Origin of the sequence: Pseudomonas sp. FSL R10-0399 (assembly GCF_009600165.1) — a bacterium.
In the GTDB taxonomy this organism is placed as follows: domain Bacteria; phylum Pseudomonadota; class Gammaproteobacteria; order Pseudomonadales; family Pseudomonadaceae; genus Aquipseudomonas; species Aquipseudomonas helleri.
In genome coordinates this window covers 18,006-44,439 of the sequence record NZ_WIWK01000043.1, presented here as the reverse complement: position 1 = coordinate 44,439, position 26,434 = coordinate 18,006, and the positions used below count along the sequence as shown (strand labels likewise).

Sequence of the window (26,434 nt, the reverse complement as noted above, 5' to 3'; positions counted from 1 at the left end):
GAACCGATTGGGGGATGCTGAAGATACTCGCTGTCCTGTTTGCTGCGCGACAGCGCGGCGTCGAAGACGGGGCGGCCAATCCTACAGAGTGAATCAGACTTTCAAGATGCGCCCGCTGATGGCCACGCCTACCAGCATCACGGCGATCAGGCCGAAGGCGATGTTCAAACTGCTGGCTTGGGCGATAAAGCCAATGGCCGCAGGCCCAACCAAAATCCCCGCATAACCCAGCGTAGTAATGGCCGGCACGGCGATGCTCTCAGGCATCACGGTCTGCTTGCCCACCGCGGTGTACAGCACCGGCACGATATTCGAGCAGCCGGCACCCACCAGCGCGTAGCCCAACAGCGACACTTCCCAGTCCGGCGCCACTGTCGCCAACGCCAGCCCGGCGGCGGCAAATAGACCGCCCAGAACGATGACCCGACGTGCGCCCAGGCGGCTGACGATGGTATCGCCAAGCAAGCGGCCTGCCGTCATGGTCAGGGCAAACGCGGCATAACCGAGCCCGGCATACACTTCGTTGATGTGTTTTTCAGAGGTCAGGAATACCGCGCTCCAGTCGAGCATCGCGCCTTCAGCCAAAAACACGGTAAAGCACAGCAACCCGATAAACAGCACCACGCCATGGGGGATGGCAAACGCCGGGCCGCTGCTCTCGCTGCCATAGGGCAACAGGTGTGGAGCGGCCTTGAACAGCGCCGCGAGGATCAGCACGATGACCACGGCCATGGCCCACAAAGGCGTCAGACCGACGGCCAGCAGGCCGCTGACCCCGGCAGCGCCGACGATCCCGCCGACACTGAACAAACCATGAAAGCCGGACATCATGTTGCGCCCGCTGGCGCGTTCAACAATCACCGCCTGCAAGTTGACGGTGGAGTCGACGGTGCCCAGCCCGGCGCCAAAGACAAACAGCGTGGCGATCAGCAACGGGATGGAACTGACCGTCGCCAGCAGCGGCAGACTCAGGCAGATCAGCAGGGTCCCGGCGGTCAGCACCCGGCGGCAACCAAAGCGGGTGGCCAGCACTCCGGCAATCGGCATTGCCAGAATCGAACCGACGCCCAGCGACAGCAGCAACAGCCCCAACGTCGCGTCATCCAGCCCGGCCCGCGCCTTGGCGTAAGGCACCAGTGGTGCCCAGGCAGCGATGCCGAAGCCGGCAATAAAAAAGGCAATTCGCGTCGAAAGTTGTTCGAGACGCCCCGGAACCGGAGGCGCTTTAGGCATGGAGGTCATGGTCTTCCTTGAAGGACAAGCGGCAAAAACAAAGCAACATCCTTACACAGTTGCGGCCAACCTCGCGACCCGCGAACGCCATCACGCTGTGGGAGCGGGCTTGCTCGCGATTGGATCGACGAGGTGTAACAGACAGACCCAGTCGTTTGCATCGCGAGCAAGCCCGCTCCCACGGGGGCCTAGACTTTACGCCGCGCGAACACCCAACCCACCAGCAGCACCAGCACGACAATCGCGCCCCAGGCCAGCGCCGGGGCGTAGTTGATCAGCCAGCTCACCGGTGTTTTATCCGACAGAATGCTGGCCACCTCTTGTTCATCCGGCCCGGAGCCAGGCACTTGCCCAAATGTCGAACGTACGTAGCGGGCCAGTGCGGCGATTTGCTCGTTGTTCATTTGGTCACGGAAACCGGGCATGAGGATGTGCCTGCCATCCATTTCGAGGTTGATGCCCCCGGCGATGACGTGCACCAGGTTATTGGGATGGGCCGAGCGCAAGTCGCGTAACCGGCCTAAATCCGGCCCTGCGGTGCCAGTGCCGTCGACCCCGTGACAACTGGCACACGCCGATTGATACAACACGGCACCATCGGTAGTGGCGTTGTTGGCCAGGTTACGCCAGCCGATAATCGGCCCCTCGACCGTGTCAGGGTCGACGCGTGCCGGACGTGAGGGCGCAGCAGGCAAGCTTTGAGTCATAACCGGTGGCACCTGGCGCAAATAGGCAATGATGTCGGCAATGTCGCTGTCGCCCAGATGGCTCAGGCTACGACTCACAGCCAGGCCCATATCACCCCCTGCGACCGCCCCCGAGTTATGGCCTTTTTGCAGAAACTGTTTGAGTTCCTCATCGCTCCAGCTACCCAGCCCGGACGGGTCGTTAGTGAGGTTGGGGGCTTGCCAGCCGCCGACAAACGCGCCGCCCAGGTGCTGTTCCGGCAACTCCGCCATGAGAACCCCGCGTGGTGTGTGACACGCACTGCAATGCCCGAGGGCCTCGACCAGATAGCGACCGCGTTCTGCCGACTCACCTTGCGCAGGTTTCTCGCCTGCCGCGTGCCCTTCCTTCAGGTACAGCGCGTTCCAGGCAATCATGGCCGGCCGTATGAACGGGAAGCCCAACTCGGTTGCGCGCACTTCATGGTTGACCGCAGGCACGCTCTGCAAATAGGCGTAGAGCGCCGACACATCGGCATCGCTGATGCCGGTGTAGGACGTGTACGGCATTGCCGGATACAGCCAGCCTTTGCCGGGGGCGCGGCCTTTGCGCAGGGCGTCGCGCAACTGTTCTTCGCTCCAGCCGCCGATGCCGGTGCGTGTGTCCGGGGTGATGTTGGAGGCATAAATAGGCCCCAGAGGGCTGGCAATTGCAGCACCGCCCGCCAGATTTTCACCATGGCAGCCCGCGCAATCGGCTGCCGTGGCGATGTATTTACCGCGCTCAACCGTGCTGGCATCGCTTGACTGAGCACTGGCCCACTGTGTGCCGAGGGCGAGGGTGACGGCTATCAAGGCTTTACGCATGTCACACCTCCTTGGCGATATGTTTGCCAGCGCGGATGGCCAGCGCCATCCCGGTCAGGGTGGGGTTCACACCGCCCGCCGTGGGCATGACTCCGGTGGTCACCAGAAACAGGTTCTGGTGATCAAAACAGCGCAGATCCCGGTCCACCACAGCATCCTCGGCCTGGGTGCCCATGCGTACCGTGCCCATGATGTGCTGCTGGCAAATCCATTGTGTGGGTGCACTGATCCGCGTACCGTTGGTGGCTTGCAGGAAGTTGGCAAAGTCGTCCATCAGCCGGGGCAGGTTGGCGTTGGTGTAGTCCGAGATCCGGTAGTCCAGGCGCAATCCCGGTAAGCCGAGCGAATCCTTGAAGCCGGGGTTCAGGGATATCCCGTTGGCCTTGTCGGGCAAATCTTCGGTCAGGGCTTCAAAGGTGAAAATACGGGCTGAACGATCGTGGATTTCGTCATCCAGCGCGGCGCCGATCTTGCGCTCCGACAGGGCGGTTTCGGCAATGCCGACAGTGGGCGGGTTGTTCAGCAAGTCATAGCGCGTCGAAGGAATACGCGTGCGGTCTGGCTGATTGCGCCGCTGCATGATCGCGCCGTGAATGTTCTGCCCGCGTCCGGCCCACAACGGCTCCGACGAAAGCAGGGTCATGTCGATGGTGGGGTGAACCATCAGGTTGCGCCCGACCATGCCCGAACGCGCACCGAGGTTGTTCATCAGCATCAGCTTGGGGGTTTCAAAGCCATGGCCGGCCAGCACATAAACTTTGGCCGTGAGCCGGGTGGCGTCACGCTTTGGCGACAGGTAGTGGAGGGCGGTCACCTTACCGTCCGCGCCAGTTTCGATCTTGTGCACGATGGCGTTGCTGCGCAGGTCGACGCCCAACTTGCGGATCTTTTCAACGACGTGATACCCCGAGTGCTTGGCGCCGATCGGGCAGTTCCAGTTGCACATGTTGTTGCCAATACACGCGGGGCGGCCGTCATAGGGTTTGCTGATGCGTGACGAAGGGGCGACGTCGATGCGATAACCCTTGGTTGCAATTTGTTGCTGCAAGCGCTGAATGGCGTAGGGCTTGGCTTCGGGCGGCAGTGGAAAAGGCCGGGAGCGGGGCGGGTAGGTGTACCCCAAGCCTTGGCCGGATTCGTCGTAATCGGCGATGCCGTTGACCCCGATTTCGTATTCGGCGTCGCAATAGAACGGCTCAAGCTCGGCATAGGTGATGGGCCAGTCCACGGCGAGGCCGAAGCTGGACTTCAAGGTCATGTCTTCGGGGAGCAGGCGCCATGTGGCCGCCGTCCAGTGCCGTGAGGTGCCGCCCACTGAACGCAGGGTGCCGGGGAACACCTCGATCCCTTCAAGGTGCGGGCTGATATAGCCGGGGCTGAAGCTGTTGGGGGCGTAGGGCACATCCGGGAACAGCGCGTTGAAATTGTTCTGCCGCGCCGAGTTACGAAAGTTGTCGGTGACTTTCCAGTCCGTGGTTTCAGGTCCGGCTTCCAGCACGATGACTTTTTTCCCGGCACGGGCCAGCTCCAGCGCCACCATGGAGCCCAGTGAACCTGAGCCCACGACAATCACGTCAGCATCGTAATCGCTCATTTCCTTGCCTCCTGGCCCAGTGCCGCGCGGGCAGCTTCGATTGAATCGAACCGGCCTTCTGCATAGGCGTGCCAGGCCGGATCAGGGGCGGCGATGATGTAATGCTTCAATGGCTGATAAGCCCAGGTGGTGGCGCCTTCCGGCAGATCAGAAGCATCGACCCCGCGTGGCGTGTCTCGCCACCAGCCTGCCGGGCCGGGTGGGTAGCTCTGCGCAGGGATAATGCCGCCGGTCTTGGCATACGCCTGCATTTCAAGAAACGTGGCGAAGGCGGCGTCATCTTCAAGAATTCGCCCTGACGGCGTACCGACATAGCCCAAATACCAGGGTTTGGCGATGATCAGTGCCGTGTCCAGATCCGTACCGCTGAGGGCCGACAGACCCGCTTCGCGGCTGGTGCTTGCCGCCAGGGTTTTGTGCAATGCTGCGAGGTGTGCGGCAAAGCCTGCATGACGCTCAGTCAGCAAGGCCTCGATCCGTGCGGCAGCACCGGGGGTCAGGTTATCGGCGCCGGTAATGATCCGGCTCACCTCGCGAAACGCATCTGAAGCAGACCCAGCGGCCCACAGTGCACTCGACCAATACAAGGCAGGCGGTATCAAGGCCAGCGATACAAGAAAGGAGCGACGATCCATAGACATAGTGCCCACCCTGGCAAACTGATTAACATCCGGTGTTAATACTTTGAAAGTTGTTTATAGCCAAAATACAACTAACAGCAAGTTTTGGTTGTTAGTCAGGGAGGGGGCTTTCAGATTAATAAAACGGGTGTTGAATCTTTGGAGTGCGACTATTTATATATGTGTTTTTGGAAATGCAAATCATTATTGATCTGTAGGAGCGAGTTTGCGTCGCGATCTTTTAAATAATCAAAAGATCGCGAGACAAGCTCGCTCCTACAATTATGTGTGTGGTTTTGAGATTTAAACCTGCAACAAACGCTCCCGGAGTTTGCCGATTTCGTCGCGCATTTGTGCGGCGGCTTCGAATTCCAGGTCGCGGGCCAGGGCGTACATTTTTTCTTCCAGTTGGCGAATGCGTTTGCTGATCTCGCTCGGCGAGCGCAATTCGTTTTCGTACTTGGCGTTTTCTTCGGCGGCCTTGGCCATGCCTTTGCGCTTCTTGCTGCGCGAACCCGGTACCACCGCGCCTTCCATGATGTCGGCTACGTCTTTGAACACGCCTTTAGGGATGATGCCGTTGGCTTCGTTGAAGGCGATCTGTTTTTCGCGACGGCGTTCGGTTTCACCAATGGCCCGTTCCATCGACCCGGTGATGCGGTCGGCGTACAGAATCGCCTGGCCATTGAGGTTACGAGCGGCGCGGCCAATGGTCTGGATCAAGGAGCGTTCTGAGCGCAGGAAGCCTTCCTTGTCGGCGTCGAGAATCGCCACCAGCGACACTTCGGGCATGTCCAGGCCTTCACGCAGCAAGTTGATGCCCACCAGCACATCAAACACGCCCAGGCGCAAATCGCGAATGATCTCGACCCGCTCCACGGTATCGATGTCCGAGTGCAGGTAACGCACGCGTACGCCGTGATCGGCCAGGTAGTCGGTCAAGTCTTCTGACATGCGCTTGGTTAGCGTAGTCACCAGCACGCGTTCTTCAATCGCTACGCGTTTGTTGATTTCGGAGAGCAGATCGTCGACCTGGGTCAGCGCCGGGCGAATCTCGATTTGCGGGTCAACCAGACCGGTTGGCCGTACTACCTGCTCAATTACCTGGCCCGCGTGCTCGGCTTCGTAGTTGCCCGGGGTCGCCGAGACAAAGATCGTTTGCGGGCTGATGCGCTCCCACTCGTCAAAGCGCATCGGCCGGTTGTCCAGCGCCGAAGGCAGACGGAAACCGTACTCCACCAGGGTTTCTTTACGCGAGCGGTCGCCTTTATACATGGCCCCGACTTGCGGCACGCTGACGTGGGATTCGTCGATTACCAGCAGCGCGTCAGCAGGCAGGTAATCAAACAGCGTTGGCGGCGGGGCACCCGACTCACGGCCCGAGAGGTAGCGCGAGTAGTTTTCGATGCCGTTGCAATAACCCAGCTCCATGATCATTTCCAGATCGAAGCGGGTGCGCTGTTCCAGACGCTGCGCCTCAACCAGTTTGTCGTGGGTGCGCAGGTAGTCGAGGCGTTCCTTGAGTTCTTCCTTGATCCCTTCGACGGCCTCGAGCAAGGTTTCGCGCGGGGTCACATAGTGGCTCTTCGGATAGAAGGTGAAGCGCGGCATTTTGCGGATCACTTCGCCGGTCAGCGGGTCAAAGGCGCTGATGCTTTCGACTTCGTCATCGAACAGTTCGATGCGGATCGCTTCAAGGTCCGATTCGGCCGGGTAGATATCAATCACATCGCCGCGCACGCGGAAGGTGGCGCGGGCAAAATCCATGTCATTGCGGGTGTATTGCAGGTCGGCCAGACGGCGCAACAGCTCGCGCTGGTCGAGTTTGTCGCCACGGTCGATGTGCAGCACCATCTTCAGATAGGTTTCCGGACTGCCCAAACCATAAATGCACGACACCGTTGTCACGATGATCGCGTCCTTGCGCTCCAGCAACGCTTTGGTCGCCGACAGTCGCATCTGTTCGATGTGGTCGTTGATCGACGCGTCTTTCTCGATAAAGGTATCGGAGGAGGGGACGTACGCTTCCGGCTGGTAGTAGTCGTAGTACGAGACGAAGTATTCCACCGCATTGTTCGGGAAGAACGACTTGAACTCGCCGTACAACTGCGCGGCCAGAGTTTTGTTCGGCGCCAGCACCAGCGTCGGTCGATTGACATGGGCGATCACGTTGGCAATGCTGAACGTCTTGCCCGAACCGGTTACCCCGAGCAGGGTCTGGTGCGACAGACCGGCCTCAATGCCTTCGATCATCTGGCGGATGGCCACGGGCTGGTCGCCGGCGGGCTGAAAGCGGGTAACGAGCTGAAAATCGGACATAAAGGACCTCTGATTTCGCTTCCTTGAGTCGGGATAATCCCGGCCAAAGCGAGAAAGACTGCACACGACGCATGCCGCAGCGCAAACAGGATACGTGTAAATATGGAGATCGTGACTGACTGTTTCAAGGCGTGAGGCTGGCACGCCGGTTTGGGCAAATATTGCAATTAGACCAGTGGGCCAAAAATAAACTCAAATACTTGGCCAAAACCGGGTTTCGCCTGTTGCCCCAATCCTGATCAGCTTTATACTTGCTCCCCGTTTGTGCACCGCTCTAGTGCAATCGGCTGGAGCGTTGTCACCCCCTCCATCATCCATTCAGAGCCGCCGTAATAATGAGCCTGTTCTCCGCTGTCGAAATGGCACCACGCGATCCTATCCTGGGCCTCAACGAAGCATTCAATGCCGATACTCGTACCGACAAAGTGAATTTGGGAGTTGGTGTTTACTGCAACGAAGAGGGACGAATTCCACTCTTGCGTGCCGTTATCGAAGCCGAAACGATCCGGGCAGCAGAGCACGCTTCGCGCGGCTACTTGCCGATCGATGGCATTCAAGCCTACGACCAGGCAGTGCAGAAGCTGCTGTTCGGTGCTGACTCGGCACTGTTGGCGGCTGGCCGTGTGATTACCACGCAATCGGTTGGTGGTACGGGCGCACTGAAAATCGGTGCTGACTTCCTCAAGCAACTGCAGCCAGACGCTGTGGTCGCCATCAGTGATCCAAGCTGGGAAAACCACCGCGCACTGTTCGAAGCCGCGGGTTTCCCGGTACAGAACTACCGTTACTACGACGCCGCCAGCCATGACGTGAACCGCGCTGGTATGCTCGAAGACCTTAACGCCCTGCCTGCCGGCTCGATCGTTGTGCTGCACGCCTGCTGCCACAACCCGACCGGCGTTGACCTGACCCCGGCTGACTGGCAGAACGTACTGGAAGTTGTTAAAGCCAAGGGCCTGATCCCGTTCCTGGACATGGCTTACCAGGGCTTTGGCGATGGCATCGCCGAAGACGCCGCTGCCGTGCGCCTGTTTGCTGACTCGGGCCTGAGCTTCTTCGTGTCCAGCTCATTCTCCAAATCGTTCTCGATCTACGGCGAGCGTGTAGGTGCACTGTCGATCGTCACCCAAACCAAAGACGAGAGCGCTCGCGTTCTGTCCCAGGTCAAGCGTGTGATCCGCACCAACTACTCCAACCCGCCGACTCACGGTGCAAGCATTGTCGCGGCCGTTCTCAACAGCCCGGACCTGCGTGCCAAATGGGAAGCCGAGCTGGCTGAAATGCGCGAGCGCATCAGCGGCATGCGCCGTCAGATGGTTGAACTGCTCGCGAAAAAAGCACCAGGCCACGACTTCAGCTTTGTTGCGCGTCAGCGCGGCATGTTCTCGTACTCCGGCCTGACCGCTGAACAAGTAGGGCGCCTGCGCACCGAGTTCGGTATCTACGCGCTCGACACTGGCCGGATCTGCGTTGCAACCCTGAACCAGCGCAACATCGAAGGCGTAACCGACGCCATTGTGAAGGTCATCTAAAAATTTTTGGAGAGAAGTCAGCCAAAGCGTTGACTTCTTTTTAGATATCAGTAAGATAGCCCTCATTCCGCGATAGCTCAGTTGGTAGAGCAAATGACTGTTAATCATTGGGTCCCTGGTTCGAGTCCAGGTCGTGGAGCCAGATAAAGATTCAGAGCCGCTTTCAGCGGTTCTGAATCGTCCGAAAAACCCGCCGAAAGGCGGGTTTTTTCGTTTATGGCTTTCTTGAGTCGCGACCATCGTCCTGGCTATTACGTTTCACGTCACAGTAACGACAACGGGTAAGAAATAATCAGCCGGTTTTCGTTGAAGCTGGTGTTGGTGCCCCAATTGCGCCGTTGGGTAGAGTTGCGCTACCGCACGCTCAGTGCTTTAAAGCTGCCGGACTGCACCACGTACGCCAATTCGCTTTCCCGCCCCCATTCCTTGCCGTCGCTGACTGTTCCCACATGGGCATTTTCGCCGCTGATGTAGCGGTTCATTAACGTCAGGCCTGGCACGCCCACCCCTGCAAAGTTGAAGTCATGACGCACTTGCCAGGATTTTTCCCGGGCATTGTCGTAACTGGAGTTATAGCTGTCGTTGGCCAATGTGCCGCCACTGGTGCCGTTGACCCGCATCCAGGCGTCGTCACCGCTGACTCGTTGCAAGCCCACGTAGAAACTGTGACTGGCGTATTTCGCGGACAGAAGGGCGGACCAGGTCCGGTTGTCGAGATCTCCGGCCAGGGCGCTGCCGTCCTGTTTGCCGGTGAAGTAGCCAAGGTTGGCGCCCAAGGTCCAGTTACCCATGGGCTGACTGTGCAGAACCTGCAGATATTGCTGTTGGTATATGTCTTTGAGCTGGGCATGCCACACGCCGACAAGGGTGCGCTTGTCATTAAAGGTGTATTCGCCCCCGGCAAAATTGAAGCGGTCGCTGGTGTAGGCGGCGCGTCCGGTCATGAACATGTCTTGCATGCTCGAATCGTTGCGCGGGCTGTTGCTGCGCATTTGCCCGCCATAGAGGGTCAGGCCGTTGATCTCTTTTGAGGTGATCTGAGCGCCTTGAAAGGTTTGGGGCAGGGAGCGGCCATCATCGGAGCGCAGAATCGGCAGTACCGGCATCCACTCGCCGACCTTCAAGTCGGTTTGCGAGATACGCATCTTGCCGGCAACAGCGAGTCGGCCAAAGTTATCGGCAGGGCGGCCATCGCTGTCTATCGGCAAAAGCTGGGTGCCTTTGGTCCCTTTGCCGCCATCGAGTTTGACCGAGAACAGGCCGAGCACATCGGCGCCGAAACCCACTGTGCCTTGGGTGAAGCCGGACTTGGCGTCGAGGATGAAGCTTTGGGTCCATTCCTTGGCTTTGTTCTGGTTGGTCGAGTCGCCAACAAAGTTGCGGTCGATATAGAAGTTGCGCAGCGTCAGGCCAATTTTGGCCTCGTCTTGAGTTTCGGCATGCAGAGTCTGTGTACCCATGAACAGGCTGGAAGCGGTGATGCACAAGCTGAGACGAGAGAGTGTGTTCATTATTATTTTTCTTTTGGCGTAAGCAGGCCACGCAGCCGCTGAAGGCTGCTTGACCCGGTTGTTAAGGTAAGTGGAGAGACCGCTTTGCGTCTGATGAGTCAGGTGGGCAGTGTCAACGGCTTGATTTCCAGGATCTCGATTCGCTCCCATACCCGGCCGACGATGTACGGTTCGTCTTCAAGCCAGTTCTGCAAGTCTGAACGCTGGTCGAAACCCAGATGAACATTGGAGCCAATCATCTTGCCTTGCTCGTTCAGCAAGACCCCGCCGCCGAGGAACTTTCCTTCTTTGGCGAGTGCTTGCAGACGTTGCAGATGCTGCTCACGGCAGGCCATCCTCCGTTCCAGGGCGTCATCGTGATCAAAAGCAATAAGTGCAAATGGCATGGCTACTCCTAAATAAGGCGCGAGTTTTCCCGTTGCTGTGCGAGAAACCAGCGCCTTGTGATGTGCGAAGTGGGTGACGCTCAGGGGAGATCAGTGCGCGACGGGGTTCGCGCTGGCCTGACGGCTATTGATAACCTCTGCCGCAGGGCGGGATGTCATGGCGGCAATGGCTGCGATAAGTGCCAGGCCGCCGACGAAGTACGCCACCGGTAACCAGTTGCCATCGTGGCCAAGCAGTGCATAGCAGAGGCTGGGCGAGAATCCGGCGACGATGAAGCTCAATTGAGTGGCAAGACCGACGCCGGTGTAGCGTACCCGCATGCTGAACATCTCGGCATAGAAGGATGGCCACAAGGCGTTGGGTGCGCTGTAGCACACCGCTTTGAGCAGCACGGTAGTGAAAACGATCAACCAGATCTGGCCGGTGGTAATCGACCACAGAAACACAAACACTCCGGCGCAACTGGCCAGCGAACCGATGGCAAAGATGCGCTTCCTGTCCCATTGGTCGCCCAGCCAGCCGAAAAATGGCTGGCAGATCAGAGCACCGACCTGACTTGCCGCAATTGCCATGAGCATGGACGCACGATCAACGTGTTGATTGTTAGTGGCCCAGGACAGCCCGAAGATCATCACCAGCGACGACACTGAAACGATCAGGGCGCAGCAGAACACCGTGATGAATGCCCGCGATTCCTTACCAAACAGTTCGGCGATGGGCAGATGCCGGTCTTTGGGCTTGTTTGTCTTGAATTCCGGGCTTTCATCAACGCCGCGACGGATCAGCCAGGTAATCACCACCATCACCGCGCTGAGCAGGAACGGAATACGCCAGCCCCAGGCAAGCAGTTGTTCTTCGGACAGCATCGATAACGGGATGAAGACTGAGGTGGCGAGAATGGAGCCCATGGAGGCACCGTTGATCAGCCAACTGGTATAGAAGGATTTCTTCTTGCCTGGGGCATGCTCCATGGTCAGCAGGCTTGCACCGACCTGTTCGCCTCCTGCAGACAACCCTTGCAACAACCGGCAAAGAACCAGCAAGGCCGGGGCCCAGGCGCCAATGCTGGCGTGGGTGGGCAGCAGGCCGATGGTGAAGGTGGCCAGGCCCATCAACAGCAGCGTCAACATCAAGACCTGTTTGCGGCCGAGACGATCGCCCATGTGCCCGAATAGCATTGCGCCAATTGGCCGGGCGATATAACCGACACCGAACGTGGCCAGGGCCGCGAGGGTCCCCGCCATCGGATCATCGGAAGGGAAAAACAGTTTGTTGAATACCAGAGCCGCTGCCGAGCCGTAGATAAAGAAATCGTAGTATTCGACCACGCTGCCGAGAAAACTGCCGAAGGCGGCTTTCCTGGCCATGCGCGGGTCATTGGGCGGATTAACGTTCATACGCAACCTTTCTTGTCTTTATGGTGGTTGGACGACAGGCGTTTAACGCGTGCCGAAGGGGGCCAGTTGGCTGCCGCCACACACATGAATCACTTCAGCCGTGATGAAGGCAGAGTCGGTGGAGGCCAGAAAGGACGTGGTGTTAGCAACGTCTTCTGGCCGGGTCAGGCGCTTGAGCGGTGTGACATTGATGGCACCTTCGGCCATATGGTCGAAGTCTTGCGGATTGCGTCCCTCCAGGGTGAAGGCAGAAGGCAGCAGACCGGGGGCAATGGCATTGACGGTCACGTTATGGGGTGCAAGTTCGCGGGCCATGGAGCGCGTCAGGCCCACAAGCCCTGCCTTGCAAGCCACGTAGGCGGGCGGACCACCGGCAACCCAGCAGCGTGAGACGATGTTGATCACTCGGCCGCTTTGCTGCTTGATCCAGTGCGGCGCGACCTTTTGGCAAAGCAGTGCAGGGCCACGCAAATTCACGGCCATCATCTTGTCCCAGTGTTCAGGATTGAAGTCGTAGATTGAACCCCGAAGGTTGATGGCCGCATTGTTCACCACCACATCGATGCGCCCGAAAATGTCGGCTACTTGATCGACCATGGCTGTAATCGAGCGCTCATCGCCCATGTCGGCCTTGATCGCCACTACGCGTTGATCGCCACTACGCGTTGATCGCTGGACAGACTCAAGGACTGTGCCAAGGCTTCGATGGCGCTGAAGTTGATATCCACTGCGACGATATGCAGGCCGTCCTTGTAAAGGCGTTGGCAAATGGCCCGCCCGAGTTCACCCGCAGCGCCGGTCACCACGGCTACGGATCTGTTGGAGGGTAGAGCAGTCATGGTTCAGGCCTCTTGAGGGTGAGAAAAGATGGGTTTATCGCTGAGCTGCAAGTACTGCAGCATCAGCGTCCGGTTGCGTGCCAATTTGTGTCGATCGGTGTGCGAGTCAGAAAAGTCCTCGACGGACACCCAGTCGTTGAAACCGTTGTCGCGCAGCGTCTGGAGCATGGTCTGCAACGGCAACACGCCTGCATCCGGCGGGCACCACTCCCACGACCAGCCTTGACCGGGAGCTTGCGGTTTGTAGGCAACGTTTTTGACCTGTACGTGCGTCAGGTGAGCGCCCATCAAGTCCAGCGACATTTGCACGTCTTCGCGGCCTTCGATGGCCAGATTGCCCATGTCATAGATGATCCCCAGGTGTTGCGCCGGGTAGTGCTCCGCTACGCGCATCGCCAGTGACGGGCTGGAGCAGATGGTGCGCTGATGAACCTCCAGCGCCAGTTGCACGCCCTGGGCTTCGGCGCGCGGAAGCAATTGATCAAGAAACCGGCGCATCCGTCCATAAGCCTCTGGGTATCGCTCGTGGGTGTAGCCTGGAGCCCATATTCTGAGACGCGCCTGGCTGGCGATTGCGGCCAGGTCGATCAGCCGCAGACCTTGTTCCAGATCACCTATTTTCAGGTAGGGACTGAGCCCGAAGATGTTCAGCCCCAGAGCCTGGCAGTGGTCCTGGATGCGTTGCACTGCTGCCGAGGTGGGCGCAATTGTGCAGCGATTGTTGGTGCTGGCATGCCAAGGTTGAGCCGGATTCAATCGACTGGTATCGGCGATCCGCCATTCCACTCCCTGATACCCCAGACGAACCATTTCATCGGCCAGTTCTTCGGGGCTCAGAGTGGGCAACGACGCGCTCGATACGCCTAGTCGCGGTTCCCGAATGTTCATTGAATGTGTCCTCGCATTGCCGCGTATGGATGTGGTTTAACGCATCCTAGATGAAACTTTTTGTTGATTAAATTGATATAAATTGCGTATTAAATTAACCCTTGGGTTAACTATCAGAGGTTAATGTCGGTGAGCCAGTCCGCTATCAATCTGCGTCATTTGCGCGCTTTTACGACTGTGGTCAGTTGCGGGAGTCTGGTCAGCGCTTCGAGGCTGATGCATATCACGCTGCCAGCAGTTTCCAAGAGCCTCAAGGAGCTGGAACAGGAACTGGGCGTGCAGTTGTTGGTACGTACGCGCAAGGGTGTGCACCTGACCCAGGCTGGTGAGGCGTTTCATAAACATGCGGTGCAAGTACTGAGCAGTTTCAATCAGGCGATGGACCAGGCGCAGTCCACCCCGGACGCCCCGCAAGTCCTGCGAGTAGGGGCACTGCCAACGGCGGCTGGCTATATTCTGGCGCCCGTGGTTGAACAAATGCGCCAACGCTACCCGGGTATAAAAGTGCAGGTGTTGTCGGGGGTTTATGAGTATCTGGTGGGAAAATTGCGGACCGGGGAGATCGACCTGATTGTCGGCCGTTTAATCGGACGAGACATGCTCGGGGTTACCTTCGAAGCGCTCTATGAGGAAGACCTTGTACTGGTGGTGCGCAAGGACCACCCCCTCGCGCAGCGCGAACGGGTGGTGCTGGACGATCTGCGCCCATACGTCTTGCTGGCCTCTCCTCAAGGCACTCTGGTGCGCATTAGCGTCGACAATTTTTTGCTCTCCAACAGCTCACTGGAAGGGTTGCAGATTCTGGAGACGTTGAGCGAAACCTTCTCACGGGTCTATGTGCATGATTACGACGGTGTGTGGTTTGTTCAGCGCGGGCTCGTTGATCTGGATTTGCGTTTGGGCATTGTGCGTGCGCTACCCTTTGCCAGTCCGTTGCTCAGAGCGCCTATTGGCCTGACCACCCCAACGGACCGTCCTCTGTCAGACGCCGCTCAGCAATTTCTGGAACTGCTTCGCACATGGCACAAAAACCAGCCTGAACAGTAGGTGCGCGGTGTCAAATGAGCAACTTGAGGTCTTACAAGTTCCTCTCGATGGCGCTAATAAGTAATTGATTCTAAAGGCTCTGTAGGAGCGAGCTTGCCTCGCGATCTGTTGATCTTGATGTGGCTTTTGATCTTGATCCAAGAGGCCCCGTTAAGCCACGCTGGCCGATCGCGGCGGGCCCATGGCGTAAGGCCGGAATCCTAAGTGGCCGTTGCCGCAGCAATGGATATGCACCCAAGAATACCGAGGTGGATGGTTTTACGGCTGCACGCAGCCGATCGCAGCCTTCGTACCTCGTCAGCGACTACGGTGGCCTGTGTGCTGCGCGATAGCGCGACGTCGTAGACGGGGCGGCTTTTCCTAGGACTATTCCCACGCCATAAAGCTATCTGGCCTACAGTACAGTTTGGGTCTTTACAGGGTTAAATGTTCCCTATTCTGAATAGGAAAAAGGACATCCCTAATGTCGAAACAATGCCCCGGCACCACTCCAAACTTACGTCCTGTTCACTTGCCTGTGCTTGGCAGGCAAGAGCAGGGCTAGCGCCCGTCAAAATCCTCCCCCCCCTTGGTCTAGATCCACGCCGTGCCAGTTGCCTTCTACCGGTGAAAACCGGGGCAGGGTGCTTGCCGCCTCAGGAGCGCCCATGCCCCGTCAAAGCGATCTGCGTTTTACCTTCGAGCCCCTGCAAGGCGATGCCTTTGAGGTGGTCGAGTTCAAGCTCGAAGAAGGCTTGTCGCAACCCTTCAAATTAACCCTGGACCTTGTCAGCCACGATCCGGCGGTGGACTTTAATCGTGTCCTCGATTTGGGCGCGCTATTCACGGTGTGGCGCGGCGAAACGCCGGTGCGCTATGTCCATGGTCTGGTCAGTCTGTTCCGTCAGGGCGACACCGGTTTTCGCCGTACCCGCTACCACGCGGTGATCGAGCCGACCTTGGCCCGCGCGGGCCTGCGCTCCAACTGGCGGATGTTTCAGTACAAAACCGTGCCCGAGATCATCACTCTGGTGCTCAAGGGCCAACGCATCACCGACCTCGAAAAACAGATCTGTTTCGATCACCAGACCCGCGAATACTGCGTGCAGGCGGGTGAAACCGATCTCGACTTTATTGCCCGTCTCGCCGCTGAAGAAGGCCTGCTCTATACCTTCGAACACCGCACTGACGGCCACACCTTGATCCTCACCGATCGCGTCGGCGGCCTTGGCACCATCGGTACCCACAAACACTGCCCGGTGCTTTACCAGCCCATGGGCGGCGGCGATTCGGCAGAGCCTGCCCTGCATCGCTTTAGTTACACCGAGCAGGTGCGCACTTCTCGTCAGGTGCAGCGCGATTACACCTTCACCCATCCGCGCTACAACCAGCAACACACCGCCGATGGCGGCCTGGCCCTGAAAAACCAGCACAAGGATTACGAGCGCTACGACTACCCCGGCCGCTACAAACGCGATGCGGCGGGTAAACCTTTTACCAAGACCCGCCTCCACGCCTTGCGCAGCGACGCGCGCATGGCCGAACTCGAAGGCGACGACGCCCGCCTGCAACCCGGTCTGGCCTTCGACCTGAGCGAACACCCGCGCCCCGATTTCAACGACCGCTGGCGCAGCATCGCCCTTGAGCACACCGGCAAACAACACAGCAGCCTGCAAGAAGAAGCTGGCGGTAGCGACTACAGCACCACCTACCATTTAAAGGCCAGCGCCATCCGCTGGGACGCCGAGTGGAAAGCCCCGTTGCAGCCCAAACCCTGCATCGACGGCCCGCACACCGCCACCGTGGTCGGCCCGCCGGGCGAAGAGATCTACTGCGACGAATGGGGCCGGGTCAAAGTCAGCTTCCCGTGGGACCGCGACAGCCAGGAAAACGACCACAGCTCCTGCTGGATTCGCGTCACCCAAGGCTGGGCGGGCACCTTATGGGGCGCCATGGCCGTGCCGCGCATCGGCCAGGAACTGATCATCAGCTACCTCGACGGCGACCCCGACCAACCCATCGCCACCGGCAGAGCCTACCGCCAGGCCAACCTACCGCCCTACGAACTGCCCAAACACAAAACCCGCATGACCATCAAAAGCCGCACCCACAAAGGCACGGGGTTTAACGAACTGCGCTTTGAGGATGAGGTGGGCCAGCAAGAGGTTTACATCCATGCCGAGCGGGACAAGAACGTTCACATCAAGCATGACAACACGACGTTTGTGGGCAATGACCGTAAGGAGCAGGTGGCGCGGGATGAAACCCTTGAGATTGGTCGTGACCGGACCGAACGGGTAGGGCATGACGAGCGGGTCGCGGTTGGTCAGGACCAAAGGCTGAAAATAGGCCGTGATCGCATTCAAACCTTGGGGCGTCATTACCGAAGCAGCATTGGCGGGGATCATACCGAGGAGATTGCCAATAACCGCAGCGTCAAGGTGGCTGCAAACTGTGATAGCCAAATCGGTGGCTCGTCGAGCCACGCCGTTCGCCATCGGTACAGTCTGTCGGCAGGGCAATTGATTGAGCAGAACACCACGGTGTTCGATGTTGCAGCAGGTCAGCGCATTGTCCTGAGGGCGCCCGGCGGCAGCATTACCCTCGACAGTAATGGCATTACCCTTGATGGCCTTGCCATCCACATTAAAGGGCCGGTGGCCTCAACACCCCTCGGCACGGGTAATCCACTGGACAGCACTCCAGTGCTTCCCGCACCGCCGGGCGCCTACCTGGGGCGCTATACGTTACTGAAGAACGATCAACGTGCTTTTGCAGGGTATCGGTACCGCATCACTAAGGGCGCGGTACTGTTGACCGAGGGCCTGACGTGCCCGGCGGGCGGAACGGACTGGACGGTGACCGATGCCAGCACATCTGTCCAGGCGCACAAAGCTGTCATGCGTGAAGACCAGAGAATTACTGAGACTTGGCAGCCGTATCTGAAAGGCATTGATGAACCGGCCGAGAGCATTGATCCGAAGGACATTTTTGCGGATGAGTTTGTGGATCTGCACGGTGGGGACCTCGACTGATGCCAGCGCCTCTTATTCATCTTATTGGTCGCATTGTCGACGGGGCTTATCGTGCCTACCGGGCAAACCAAACCATTGAAAATGGCAAATCTGCTGTTGAGCTGGTTCAGCTCGTGCGCGAAATCGAGCAGCGCAGGGAGCACATTAAGCAGACCCTGAGAGCAACCATCGAGGCCATGACCCAGGAGATTGACACCAAAAGTTCGACGTTTGCGGTGGTCGACCGTGGCGGCAATAGCACGGTCTCGCGCAGGGGGCAGGAGAACATAGAGTTCAAGGAATACATTGAACGCAAGGTGCCTTTTCGACCCGCTATCAGCCAGGTTTGCACCGTGGCCCTGCAGATGCCGATCAAGGTGCCCCGGCGCATTCGCAAGAAAATCGCCGGTGACACAGTGGAAACGACGATTGAGATAGCACTCAAGCAGTTCACCGCCTCGCTGTTTTTTGAGGCTGTCGACGAAGCCCTGGAGTGGCGCAGCCCGCTCAAGTCCGAACCCAACTACAACGGCACCAGCAAGAAGGCCTTGCTCGGCGAGCCCGCCACACGGCCTAAACGCTTTGGCAGCGACATACAGCCCTTTTGGCCGAGACCTAAAGGTTTATTGGCGCCTGATCTGGTGATTGTTGAATACCGCCATGAACCTTTTGAAACCGAAAACGTGTTCGCAGCGGTAGAGATCAAGTTTCCGGGGGATTGGGCCAAGAAAAATCAACTGGAAACCTATGTCGAACTGATGACGCCAACTGTGGGCATCAACCCGATAAAAACGGGCAGGGAGAAAGTGGCCTTGCTGCGGGTGCCGGAAGATTGCACAGGGTTTGAAACCACGGGGAAGCAGACACCAGTAGCCAAAGGCAACAAAAACAGGAGGTAAGCGTGAGTACTACTCATGGATTGTTTGATGAAGAAGAGCGCCAAGAGTTTATTGCAGAGCTCAAGGAGTGGCCCAATACGGACTGGGGAACGGACTATGCACGACACAGCGTCAGCCCATTCATCAGCTTCTACTTCCCACCCAAGCCCGGAAATCACGTTGAGGCCACACTGCTGATGCTGGACGTCCATGAGGCTTTTGAACAAATGCTTGGCAAGCCATACACCATTGCGACTCACCCGGTTTCAGAGCGGCCATACCCTTATGGCTCTTCACGGATACCGGATTTGCGTAAGGCGGCCATGGAGGCGTACGAGGCCGAGGCCTTTCTGTTCTGTTTTACCGATGAGCAAAACCACCGCTCATCTCCCACCACAGCGGGATATTTCTGGCGCCACTGGTTTAATCCCTACAAGGGCAAAATGCAGGCGTACTCTTCAATCACGTTCTATTACCGCTGGCAGTGGTGGCTGGATAACCGCGATGCCTGGCGCTGCTTTGTGCTCAAGACTATCGACCTGCTGAAGGCTGATCAGGTCTACAGCGGTTTCGCCATGGCCAACCCGCTTCAGTTCGGAACGCGCTCGGCCATCGAAACCTGGGAGCGATCATTGACTCCTGCTTTCTATGGGCTGGATATCGACTACGACTTTGTCATGCACAGCGATCTGGAAAACGGCATTCGTCCACCCACCTGGGGCTTCCTGTTGTCTGACCCCTGGCGTGAAAAACTTGATCTGACCCGCAAACAGGTACAAGAAAACCTGACTCATCCGCGCATCAGCATCACCGAATTGCATAGCGGTCTGTGGATTGAACTGGGTGAGCAGCCTGAGCTGTATCCGGTCGAGCTGGGCGTGCCGGAACTGCCCATGCTTTTGAACAAACTCCTCAAACCAATCCGTAATGACGAAATGGGTTTGTTGGGGCTTGGCCAATGGGAAGGCGACCCTAACGAGCGTTTCACTGACCCTGACAGCCGTCGCTGGTTGGCCCGTTTTGATGCAGACAGTGACTGGCCATCAACGCAAAAGCGCTTTAACGCACCACCGGCCAAAGCGGCAGGGCAGGGGCTTATGCCACAGCTCAAGCGGATCATTGCCGGCATGGCCTGTACTCAGGCCGGTTGGTGGTTGGCGGTGGGTCAGACCAATACGCGTCGCGCGTTCAAGGCCGGCGAGACCATGCCGAGCGTTGATTCAGCATCCGCGGGGCAACTGACCCTATGGCAGCTTGATGCGGATCAAACCGCCCCCGAACCCGCCCGCCATGCTCACAGTCAGGAACCGGCGCCTCGTGAAGGTCGCTGGGAGCTGGAAACCGATTCGTGCATCTCGTGCATTCGCCTCCTGAACGAAAAACTGCCCACCCATCAAGGTCGCACGGTTCTGTGGCGCTGGACGGTCACCAGGATGCGCGCCTGCAGCGGAGAACCTTGCCCTTATCCGGGTGCGTATATCTTTGAACGCAAAGAGGGCATCCGGGTGCACATGAACTATGGGGTGGTGATGCCGACCCTTGAGGGTGAACGTGTCTCTTGGTTGTGGGACGGAATGGAGCCGCCGCCAGACGAGGGCTAGCCCCCGTCCTGACCCTGCCTTACGGTCAGTGCTTCACCCTGCGACATCATCCATTTGAGCAGCGCGCTTACCGGCACCCGATGAGTGCGCTCAACCCAGTGCACGTCATCGAGGCTGTAATGCTCAATGTAGCGAGTGAGCACGATTTCATCCCGATCATCCGACAGGCACAGGCTGGTTTCACTGCATTGCAGGCTGGCGGTGTCACTTTTTACCAGGCGTTGCTCCAGCAGCATGGGTGAATTATCAGCAGACATGGCACACCTTCTCGATCGCGGGAGGCTGATGCTCGCACCCGCGTTTTGCGCGTGTATGTCTGCTTTGTTGCCAAGTTGAAATATATGACGGGGCGCGCTGAATAGTTTTAGATATGAATTCTTACAGAACTTAAGTGATGCGCCGGTGAGCAGTCTGTTGATCGTAGACGATGACCTTGAGGTCCTTGCGCTACTGAAAAAATTCTTTGAGCAGCACGGCTATTCGGTGCAGGTCGCTATCGATGGCGCGGCGCTGTGGGCGGCCGTGGCGATCCAGTCACCCGACTTGATCATTCTTGACTTGATGCTGCCCGGAGAAAACGGTCTGGCCCTGTGCCAACGCCTGCGCCAGCAGTATTCCACGCCCGTTATCATGCTGACCGCCATGGGCGAGTTGAGTGACCGGGTGGTTGGCCTGGAAATGGGGGCCGACGATTACCTGAGCAAACCTTTTGACGCCCGTGAGCTTCTGGCCCGGGTGCGTGCGGTGCTGCGCCGGGCGGCCGACAGCCAGCCGGTGACCGGCGAAGTGCCGCGGCCAATCCTTGTGTTTGCCAATTGGCAACTGGACCTCACACGCCGCGAGTTACGCTCTCCGCAGCAGGTAATGATCCCGCTGTCGGCCGGCGAGTTTGATTTGCTGCTGGTTTTTCTGGAGCACCCGCAGCGCATTCTGACCCGTGAAGTGTTGCTGGACCTGGCCCGTGGCCCTGCCCATGAAGCGTTTGATCGCAGCATCGACGTTCAGGTCAGCCGCCTGCGGCGCAAGCTGGAGTTCGACAGCAACGGGGTAGAGATGATTCGTACGGTACGCAACGTCGGTTACCTGTTCACGCTCGGCGTGGTTCGCAAGTGAAGCGCTGGTTTTCAGGCTGGAGCCTGCGCTCGCACGACACCCTCACACGCTGGATCGCCCTGACCACGCTTGCCGCCATGCTCACTGCGCTGGCTTTCAATGCCCTGTTTACCCAACTGGCCGGTGTTTGGGCTTACCCGCCCTTGAGCGAAATAGGCTTGCTCGAACGTACCGCGTTAACCACCCATATGATCGAAGCCGCACCCCCTGAGTTGCGTGCGCATCTGGCAGCCACGGCGAGTAACACCAAGTCCACCGTCAGTTGGCACGCAACGCATCAAGAAATGAACTTGCCGGCGGTCCATGATGATTTGCGTCGAACCGTCACCCCCGAGGGCAGGCAACTGTTGGACAAACCTGACCAGCAACTGGAGGTTTATCACCCTGACGATTGGCCGCAGGGACACGGCTATTACGCCTTGGTCGTGCAGTTGTCAGATGGCTCCTGGTTGATGTTCAGCGCTGCTGCGCGCAGTTGGGGGTTGGGGGAGTGGCAGCGCAACTTGATCCTGATCGTCCTGGTGCTGATCTCTACCGTGCTGGTCGCGCTGATTGCGACGCGTCATCTGGCCAAACCGTTGCGCCATTTTGCCGAAGGGGCCCGGCGTTTCGGCGCAGACTTCGCTGCTCCGCCGATTGAGCCGGTCGGGCCCATAGAAATCCGCCAGGTAATCGTTGCGTTCAATGCCATGCAGGGGCAATTGCAGCATTTCATCAACGACCGCACGCAAATGCTGGCGGCTATTTCCCATGACTTGCGCACGCCGCTGACGCGCATGCGTCTGCGCGGCGAGTTCATTGAAGACCCCGAGCAACAGCAGCGGCTGTTTCGCGACGTCGACGAGATGCAGGCCATGATCAATGCCAGCCTGGAGTTCTTCCGCGACGACGCCCGCCTTGAGCAGGCGACTTCATTTGATCTGGCAGAACTGCTGCGGACCCTGACGGACGACTACCGCGATCAGTCCATCGACATCGCAATCAGCAGCCCGCAGCATCTGGTCTTTTTTGGTCGGCCCATGGGCATCAAGCGGGTGGTGGGCAACCTGCTGGACAACGCCGTCAAATACGCTCAAGAGCCGACGATTGAGCTGAGCGCAGATGACCAGCAGGTGACCTTGCTGGTACTTGACCGAGGCCCGGGGATTGCACCGGAGAGCCAGGAACAGGTGTTCGCACCGTTCTTTCGCCTTGAAGGGTCGCGCAATAAAAACACCGGCGGCGTGGGCTTGGGCTTGTCAGCCGCCAGAGCGATTGTGCTGGGGCAGGGCGGCACGCTAACCCTCTGCAATCGCCCTGACGGCGGGCTCGAAGTGAAGGTGGTGCTACCGGTTTTGCACGGTAAATAACAAGGCCGCCACCAGCGCGCACACTGCGCAGAGTGCCCAGAGCGCTCCCCATCCCCACTGGCTCACGGCGGTAGACGCAACGAGGGGCGCGAGGAACAAACCGAGGAAGGCGCCGCTGTTGCCCATGGCGATGGCCGTGCCTGAGCGTTGGGCCCCGGCAAGGGTGGCCAGTTCGGCGTAGGCCACACCGTGCCAGATCGACACCAGCGTACCGGCAACGATCAGCACGAATGGCAGCACAACGCTGGCCAATGCGGAAGGCATTGGCAGTACGCCGCTGGCGATGCTCAGCCCCAGGAACGCTGCTGCGCTGAACAAGGCGCAGGCTTTTAGAAAGGTCGGGCGGTTATTGCGTTGATCGGTCCAGTGGCCGCTCCACAAACGGCCGACAATGGCCCCCGCCTGGATCACCGCCAGCGCCAACGAAGCCGTCGCCACGCTCAGGCCGACGCCATCGTGGAAGAACACCACGGCATAGGTCACCAGGGTGAATTGCGGTGCGCAGAGCAGGCTGATGGCGAGCACGGCGCGCCATACGTTCAGATCACGCAGCGGGCTGACACGCTTGAGTGCAGGCTTGGCCTGGGCGATTTCTGGTTCATGAATCCAGCGCCAGACCAGGCCACTGCACAGCAGGCACAACGCCGCGGCAGCAGCAAACACCGCGCTGAACCTATAGGTGTGGGCGAGCGAGGGCAAAACGATTGCGCCCAATGCATAGCCAGTGGGTACGGCGGTTTGCCGAATGCTCATGGCCAGCCCGCGTTCGCGCTCCTGAAACCACAGCATGATCGCCCGGCCACTGGCGCCGTTGACGCTGCTGCCCAGCACGCCGGTAGCGAACAGCCCAAGACACAATCCCAGCGCGGTGGGGGCATGCCCGGCAAAAGCCGCGAGCAAGAGTAAAGACAGTGCAGCGCTCAACAAGCCTGTCAGCAGCACAGGCCGGTCGCCCCAACGATCGGTCAGCAAACCCCAGGGGATTTCACTCACGGCAATGCCGAGCCCGAGAATACCCAGTGCTAGCCCCAATTCACTGTTCGACAACTGATAGCTGCTGCGCAGATACACCGCCGTGGCCGGTACACCGCCGACCACGCAGGAAAAACTGACGTTCGCGCCAACTCCCGCAGCCAGTACTTTCCAGCGATGTTGTTGATTGAGTGGCATTGACGCTCTCCCGTTGGGTGACTTGTGAGCGGCCAGCGTCCCATGCCATGATCGTGCGCAAAATCAATTAATTTTTAAAATGATCCCGAAAAACAGGATGATTATGCGACCAGTAAGTTTCGACCTTGATGTGTTGCGCAGCTTCGTCTGCGGGGTTGAGTCCGGCAGCTTTGCGGCAGCGGCGGACAAGCTGGCGCGCTCGACATCGGCCATCAGCGCTCAGATGAAAAAGCTCGAGGCCCAAGTGGGTGCGCCGTTGCTGCGCAAGGCGGGCAGGGGGCTTGAGTTGACTCAGGCGGGCGAGCAATTGCTGGACTATGCGCGGCGCTTGCTGAGCCTGAATGACGAAGCGCTGTTTGCGGTTTCAGAGGCGTCCTTGCAAGGTTGGGTGCGGTTCGGCCTGCAAGAAGATTTGAGCGGTTTTCTGCCCTCGGTGTTGGGGCAATTTACCCGTGCCCATCCGCAGGTCCGGGTCGAGGCGCAAATTGCCCGCAATGCCGATTTGCTCAACCGCCTGGAGTCCGGTGCGCTGGACATGGCAGTGGTGTGGGGCGAGGGCGCCCGGCGCAGTGAAACCATCGCCCGTTTGCCCATGCGCTGGATCGGCTCCGAACAGCAGTCACTCGCCTGGAAAGCCAATGCAGCGGAGCCCCTGCCGCTGATCATGTTTGACACCCCTTGCCCGTTTCACACGGCGGGCACCGAGGCATTGAGCCGTCAAGGCATCGACTGGCGCGTGGCGTTCACCAGCTCCAGCTTGCCCGGCCTGGCAGCCGCCACCCAGGCAGGTCTGGGCTACACCATCAGAACCCGCCTGGGCATGCAGGCCGGCACCTGCGTGCTCGATGAGCAGCACCTCGGACTGCCAGAACTGCCGAGCATCGCCTTGACCTTGCGCTATCAGCAGGCGGAAAGATCCGTGGCTGTCGAGCGCTTGTCACGCATCGTTTTGCAGGCGATCAAGCAGCAGCTGGAGTGAGTGTTCTACTTACCAGACCACGTCTGCGCTGGCGCAGTCATGCCCGATCGACGGCTCAAGGCCAGTACTGCCAGCCCTCCTGCTAGTGAAACACCGACCAGCAAGCCCATCGCGGCCTGAAAGCCCGATAAAAAAACCACCTGTGTCCACACGCCCGCGGACGATGTCACCGAGGTATACAGCGCCGTAGCAATCGTCACGCCGAGCGCGCCGCCCAGGTTATGCAAGGTCCATGACGTACCCATCGCGACTGCGCCCAGTTGTTCTGGCACCGAAGACAAGGCCGCCATGGTCGAAGGGCCGAGCATGCATCCCCAACCGATGCCCATACAGGCAAATGCCAGCAACACCGTGGACAGGTCACTGTTCAGGGTAAAACGCGACTGAATCAGTGCCGACAGCGCCAGAAACAGCAGCCCCGCAATCAACACTGGCGTGGTGGTGTAGCGATCAACCAGTCGTCCGGCGAGCGGGGATACTGCAGCCATCACCAAGGTAGTCGGCAGGAGCATCCAGCCAATGCCCGCGCTGTCCTGCCCGCGGATTAAACCCAGATACAACGGCATGAGAAAAAACGCCGCGCAGTAAAAAAACGCCAGGCAAAACGTCGCAATACTGGCCGCTATAAAGCGCCGGTTAGTAAAAATCCCGAGGTTTACCAACGGTTGTTCAGCCCTTAGCTCGATGCGAATAAACAGGCCCAGCAGCACCGCCGTTCCCCCCGCCAGCAGCAGCGTCTGAACAGACCCCCAACCCCATTCACCGGCATGGCTGATCAACAGCAGCAGGCCGGGGATGCCCAGCATGAGCAGGAGCAAGCCGGGGATGTCGAGCTTTTGCGTCGTTGCAGGTGGGCGTGAGGCTTGCAACTGCCCCAGACACAGCGCAAAGGCGAGCACGATCAAGGGCACATTGAGTAAAAACACCGAGCGCCAGCCCCATGCCGCCACCAGTAACCCGCCGGCAACCGGGCCCGCTGCCAGCCCCAGGCCATTGGCGGCAAACAGAAGCCCCAAGGCCATGCCGCGCTGCCGGGGCGCGAACGCATCGGCCACCAGGTTGGCCGAGGTGGTGTAGAGCACGGCGCAGGCCAGCCCTTGCACAAAGCGCCAGGCAATCAGCATGCCGATTGAAGTCGACAAGCCAGCACCCAATGACGCCAGGGCATATACCAGCATGCCGGTATACAGCGCGCCACGGCGGCCATACACGTCCGCCAGCCGTCCGGCTGCGACCATGAATGAACAGAGCGCCATGACAAACATCGTCACCACCCATTGGCTTTGATCGATGCTCGCATTCAACTCGGTTTGAATCGCCGGTATCGCGGTGTTGACGATGGTGAAGTCGATACATCCCAGAAAGCTGGCAATGGAAATGCCCCCCAACGCTAGCCAGCGGCTGTGGGTTTTGATAGCAGAAGACATGGCAGACAAGACTCGTGCAAAAGAA

21 protein-coding genes, 1 tRNA gene and 1 pseudogene are annotated in these 26,434 nt (G+C 58.9%); 9 read left to right on the top strand and 14 right to left on the bottom strand.

The window, feature by feature from the left end; genetic code table 11:
- Positions 1–93: 93 nt before the first annotated feature.
- From GHO41_RS14330 to uvrB, 5 genes are all read right to left on the bottom strand, one after another.
- The gene (locus GHO41_RS14330; protein ID WP_153433915.1) at positions 94–1,242 is read right to left on the bottom strand and encodes an MFS transporter; all 1,149 of its coding nucleotides are present in this window, start codon (positions 1,240–1,242) and stop codon (positions 94–96) included.
- 179 nt (positions 1,243–1,421) lie between these two features.
- Positions 1,422–2,765 (bottom strand): cytochrome c, encoded by a 1,344-nt coding sequence (locus GHO41_RS14325; RefSeq protein ID WP_153433914.1) that lies wholly within the window; start codon positions 2,763–2,765, stop codon positions 1,422–1,424.
- A 1-nt stretch (position 2,766) separates the two neighbouring features.
- Positions 2,767–4,359: a GMC family oxidoreductase gene (locus GHO41_RS14320; protein ID WP_153433913.1), complete on the bottom strand. Its 1,593-nt coding sequence runs from the start codon at positions 4,357–4,359 to the stop codon at positions 2,767–2,769.
- The gene (locus GHO41_RS14315; protein WP_153433912.1) at positions 4,356–5,000 is read right to left on the bottom strand and encodes a sugar dehydrogenase complex small subunit; all 645 of its coding nucleotides are present in this window, start codon (positions 4,998–5,000) and stop codon (positions 4,356–4,358) included. The genes GHO41_RS14320 and GHO41_RS14315 overlap by 4 nt, the downstream gene beginning before the upstream one ends.
- A gap of 282 nt (positions 5,001–5,282) precedes the next feature.
- Positions 5,283–7,298, bottom strand: coding sequence for an excinuclease ABC subunit UvrB (uvrB, locus tag GHO41_RS14310; RefSeq protein ID WP_153433911.1), 2,016 nt, complete (start codon positions 7,296–7,298; stop codon positions 5,283–5,285).
- A gap of 335 nt (positions 7,299–7,633) precedes the next feature.
- Between uvrB and GHO41_RS14305 the strand changes: the two genes are divergently transcribed.
- Both GHO41_RS14305 and GHO41_RS14300 read left to right on the top strand, forming a co-directional pair.
- Positions 7,634–8,830, top strand: coding sequence for an amino acid aminotransferase (locus GHO41_RS14305; protein ID WP_153433910.1), 1,197 nt, complete (start codon positions 7,634–7,636; stop codon positions 8,828–8,830).
- A gap of 66 nt (positions 8,831–8,896) precedes the next feature.
- Positions 8,897–8,972, top strand: a tRNA-Asn gene (locus tag GHO41_RS14300).
- A 121-nt stretch (positions 8,973–9,093) separates the two neighbouring features.
- Here the strand turns inward: GHO41_RS14300 and GHO41_RS14295 are convergent.
- From GHO41_RS14295 to GHO41_RS14275, 6 genes and pseudogenes are all read right to left on the bottom strand, one after another.
- A pseudogene (locus GHO41_RS14295) lies at positions 9,094–10,290 on the bottom strand (OprD family porin).
- Positions 10,291–10,439: 149 nt separating this feature from the next.
- On the bottom strand, positions 10,440–10,727 hold the full coding sequence (locus GHO41_RS14290) for a YciI family protein (RefSeq protein ID WP_153326439.1): 288 nt from the start codon (positions 10,725–10,727) through the stop codon (positions 10,440–10,442).
- A gap of 90 nt (positions 10,728–10,817) precedes the next feature.
- A complete protein-coding gene (locus GHO41_RS14285) occupies positions 10,818–12,125 on the bottom strand; it encodes an MFS transporter (protein WP_256678767.1) in 1,308 nt (435 codons plus the stop codon).
- Positions 12,126–12,167: 42 nt separating this feature from the next.
- The gene (locus GHO41_RS14280) at positions 12,168–12,767 is read right to left on the bottom strand and encodes an SDR family NAD(P)-dependent oxidoreductase (RefSeq protein ID WP_371928925.1); all 600 of its coding nucleotides are present in this window, start codon (positions 12,765–12,767) and stop codon (positions 12,168–12,170) included.
- Positions 12,767–12,964, bottom strand: coding sequence for an SDR family NAD(P)-dependent oxidoreductase (locus GHO41_RS30375; RefSeq protein ID WP_256678765.1), 198 nt, complete (start codon positions 12,962–12,964; stop codon positions 12,767–12,769). Before GHO41_RS30375 ends, GHO41_RS14280 begins: the two co-directional genes overlap by 1 nt.
- A gap of 3 nt (positions 12,965–12,967) precedes the next feature.
- A complete protein-coding gene (locus tag GHO41_RS14275) occupies positions 12,968–13,852 on the bottom strand; it encodes a sugar phosphate isomerase/epimerase (RefSeq protein ID WP_153326435.1) in 885 nt (294 codons plus the stop codon).
- Between the two features lie 129 nt (positions 13,853–13,981).
- On the opposite strand from GHO41_RS14275, the gene GHO41_RS14270 reads away from it, so the two are divergent.
- The 4 genes from GHO41_RS14270 to GHO41_RS14255 all read left to right on the top strand — a co-directional run bounded on the left by GHO41_RS14270 (position 13,982) and on the right by GHO41_RS14255 (position 20,371).
- Positions 13,982–14,899, top strand: coding sequence for a LysR substrate-binding domain-containing protein (locus GHO41_RS14270; RefSeq protein WP_178110083.1), 918 nt, complete (start codon positions 13,982–13,984; stop codon positions 14,897–14,899).
- A gap of 647 nt (positions 14,900–15,546) precedes the next feature.
- Positions 15,547–17,913 (top strand): type VI secretion system Vgr family protein, encoded by a 2,367-nt coding sequence (locus GHO41_RS14265; protein ID WP_153433909.1) that lies wholly within the window; start codon positions 15,547–15,549, stop codon positions 17,911–17,913.
- Positions 17,913–18,791, top strand: coding sequence for a VRR-NUC domain-containing protein (locus GHO41_RS14260; protein ID WP_153390964.1), 879 nt, complete (start codon positions 17,913–17,915; stop codon positions 18,789–18,791). The genes GHO41_RS14265 and GHO41_RS14260 overlap by 1 nt, the downstream gene beginning before the upstream one ends.
- Before the next feature lie 2 nt (positions 18,792–18,793).
- Complete coding sequence (locus GHO41_RS14255; RefSeq protein WP_178110082.1) at positions 18,794–20,371, top strand: type VI immunity family protein; 1,578 nt, start codon at positions 18,794–18,796, stop codon at positions 20,369–20,371.
- Here the strand turns inward: GHO41_RS14255 and GHO41_RS14250 are convergent.
- Entirely contained in the window at positions 20,368–20,628 is a 261-nt protein-coding gene (locus tag GHO41_RS14250) for a hypothetical protein (RefSeq protein ID WP_048369178.1), read from the bottom strand. The genes GHO41_RS14255 and GHO41_RS14250 overlap by 4 nt on opposite strands.
- 145 nt (positions 20,629–20,773) lie before the next feature.
- On the opposite strand from GHO41_RS14250, the gene GHO41_RS14245 reads away from it, so the two are divergent.
- Both GHO41_RS14245 and GHO41_RS14240 read left to right on the top strand, forming a co-directional pair.
- Entirely contained in the window at positions 20,774–21,484 is a 711-nt protein-coding gene (locus tag GHO41_RS14245; RefSeq protein WP_048369177.1) for a response regulator, read from the top strand.
- 77 nt (positions 21,485–21,561) lie between these two features.
- Positions 21,562–22,833 (top strand): cell wall metabolism sensor histidine kinase WalK, encoded by a 1,272-nt coding sequence (locus GHO41_RS14240; RefSeq protein WP_153433917.1) that lies wholly within the window; start codon positions 21,562–21,564, stop codon positions 22,831–22,833.
- On the opposite strand, the gene GHO41_RS14235 is transcribed toward GHO41_RS14240, so the two are convergent.
- Entirely contained in the window at positions 22,810–24,003 is a 1,194-nt protein-coding gene (locus GHO41_RS14235) for an MFS transporter (RefSeq protein WP_153433908.1), read from the bottom strand. The genes GHO41_RS14240 and GHO41_RS14235 overlap by 24 nt on opposite strands.
- A 103-nt stretch (positions 24,004–24,106) precedes the next feature.
- On the opposite strand from GHO41_RS14235, the gene GHO41_RS14230 reads away from it, so the two are divergent.
- Positions 24,107–24,982, top strand: a complete 876-nt coding sequence (locus GHO41_RS14230; RefSeq protein ID WP_153390962.1) for a LysR substrate-binding domain-containing protein — start codon at positions 24,107–24,109, stop codon at positions 24,980–24,982.
- A gap of 5 nt (positions 24,983–24,987) precedes the next feature.
- Here GHO41_RS14230 and GHO41_RS14225 read toward each other — a convergent pair whose 3' ends face one another.
- Complete coding sequence (locus GHO41_RS14225) at positions 24,988–26,409, bottom strand: MFS transporter (protein WP_153433907.1); 1,422 nt, start codon at positions 26,407–26,409, stop codon at positions 24,988–24,990.
- Positions 26,410–26,434: the final 25 nt, after the last annotated feature.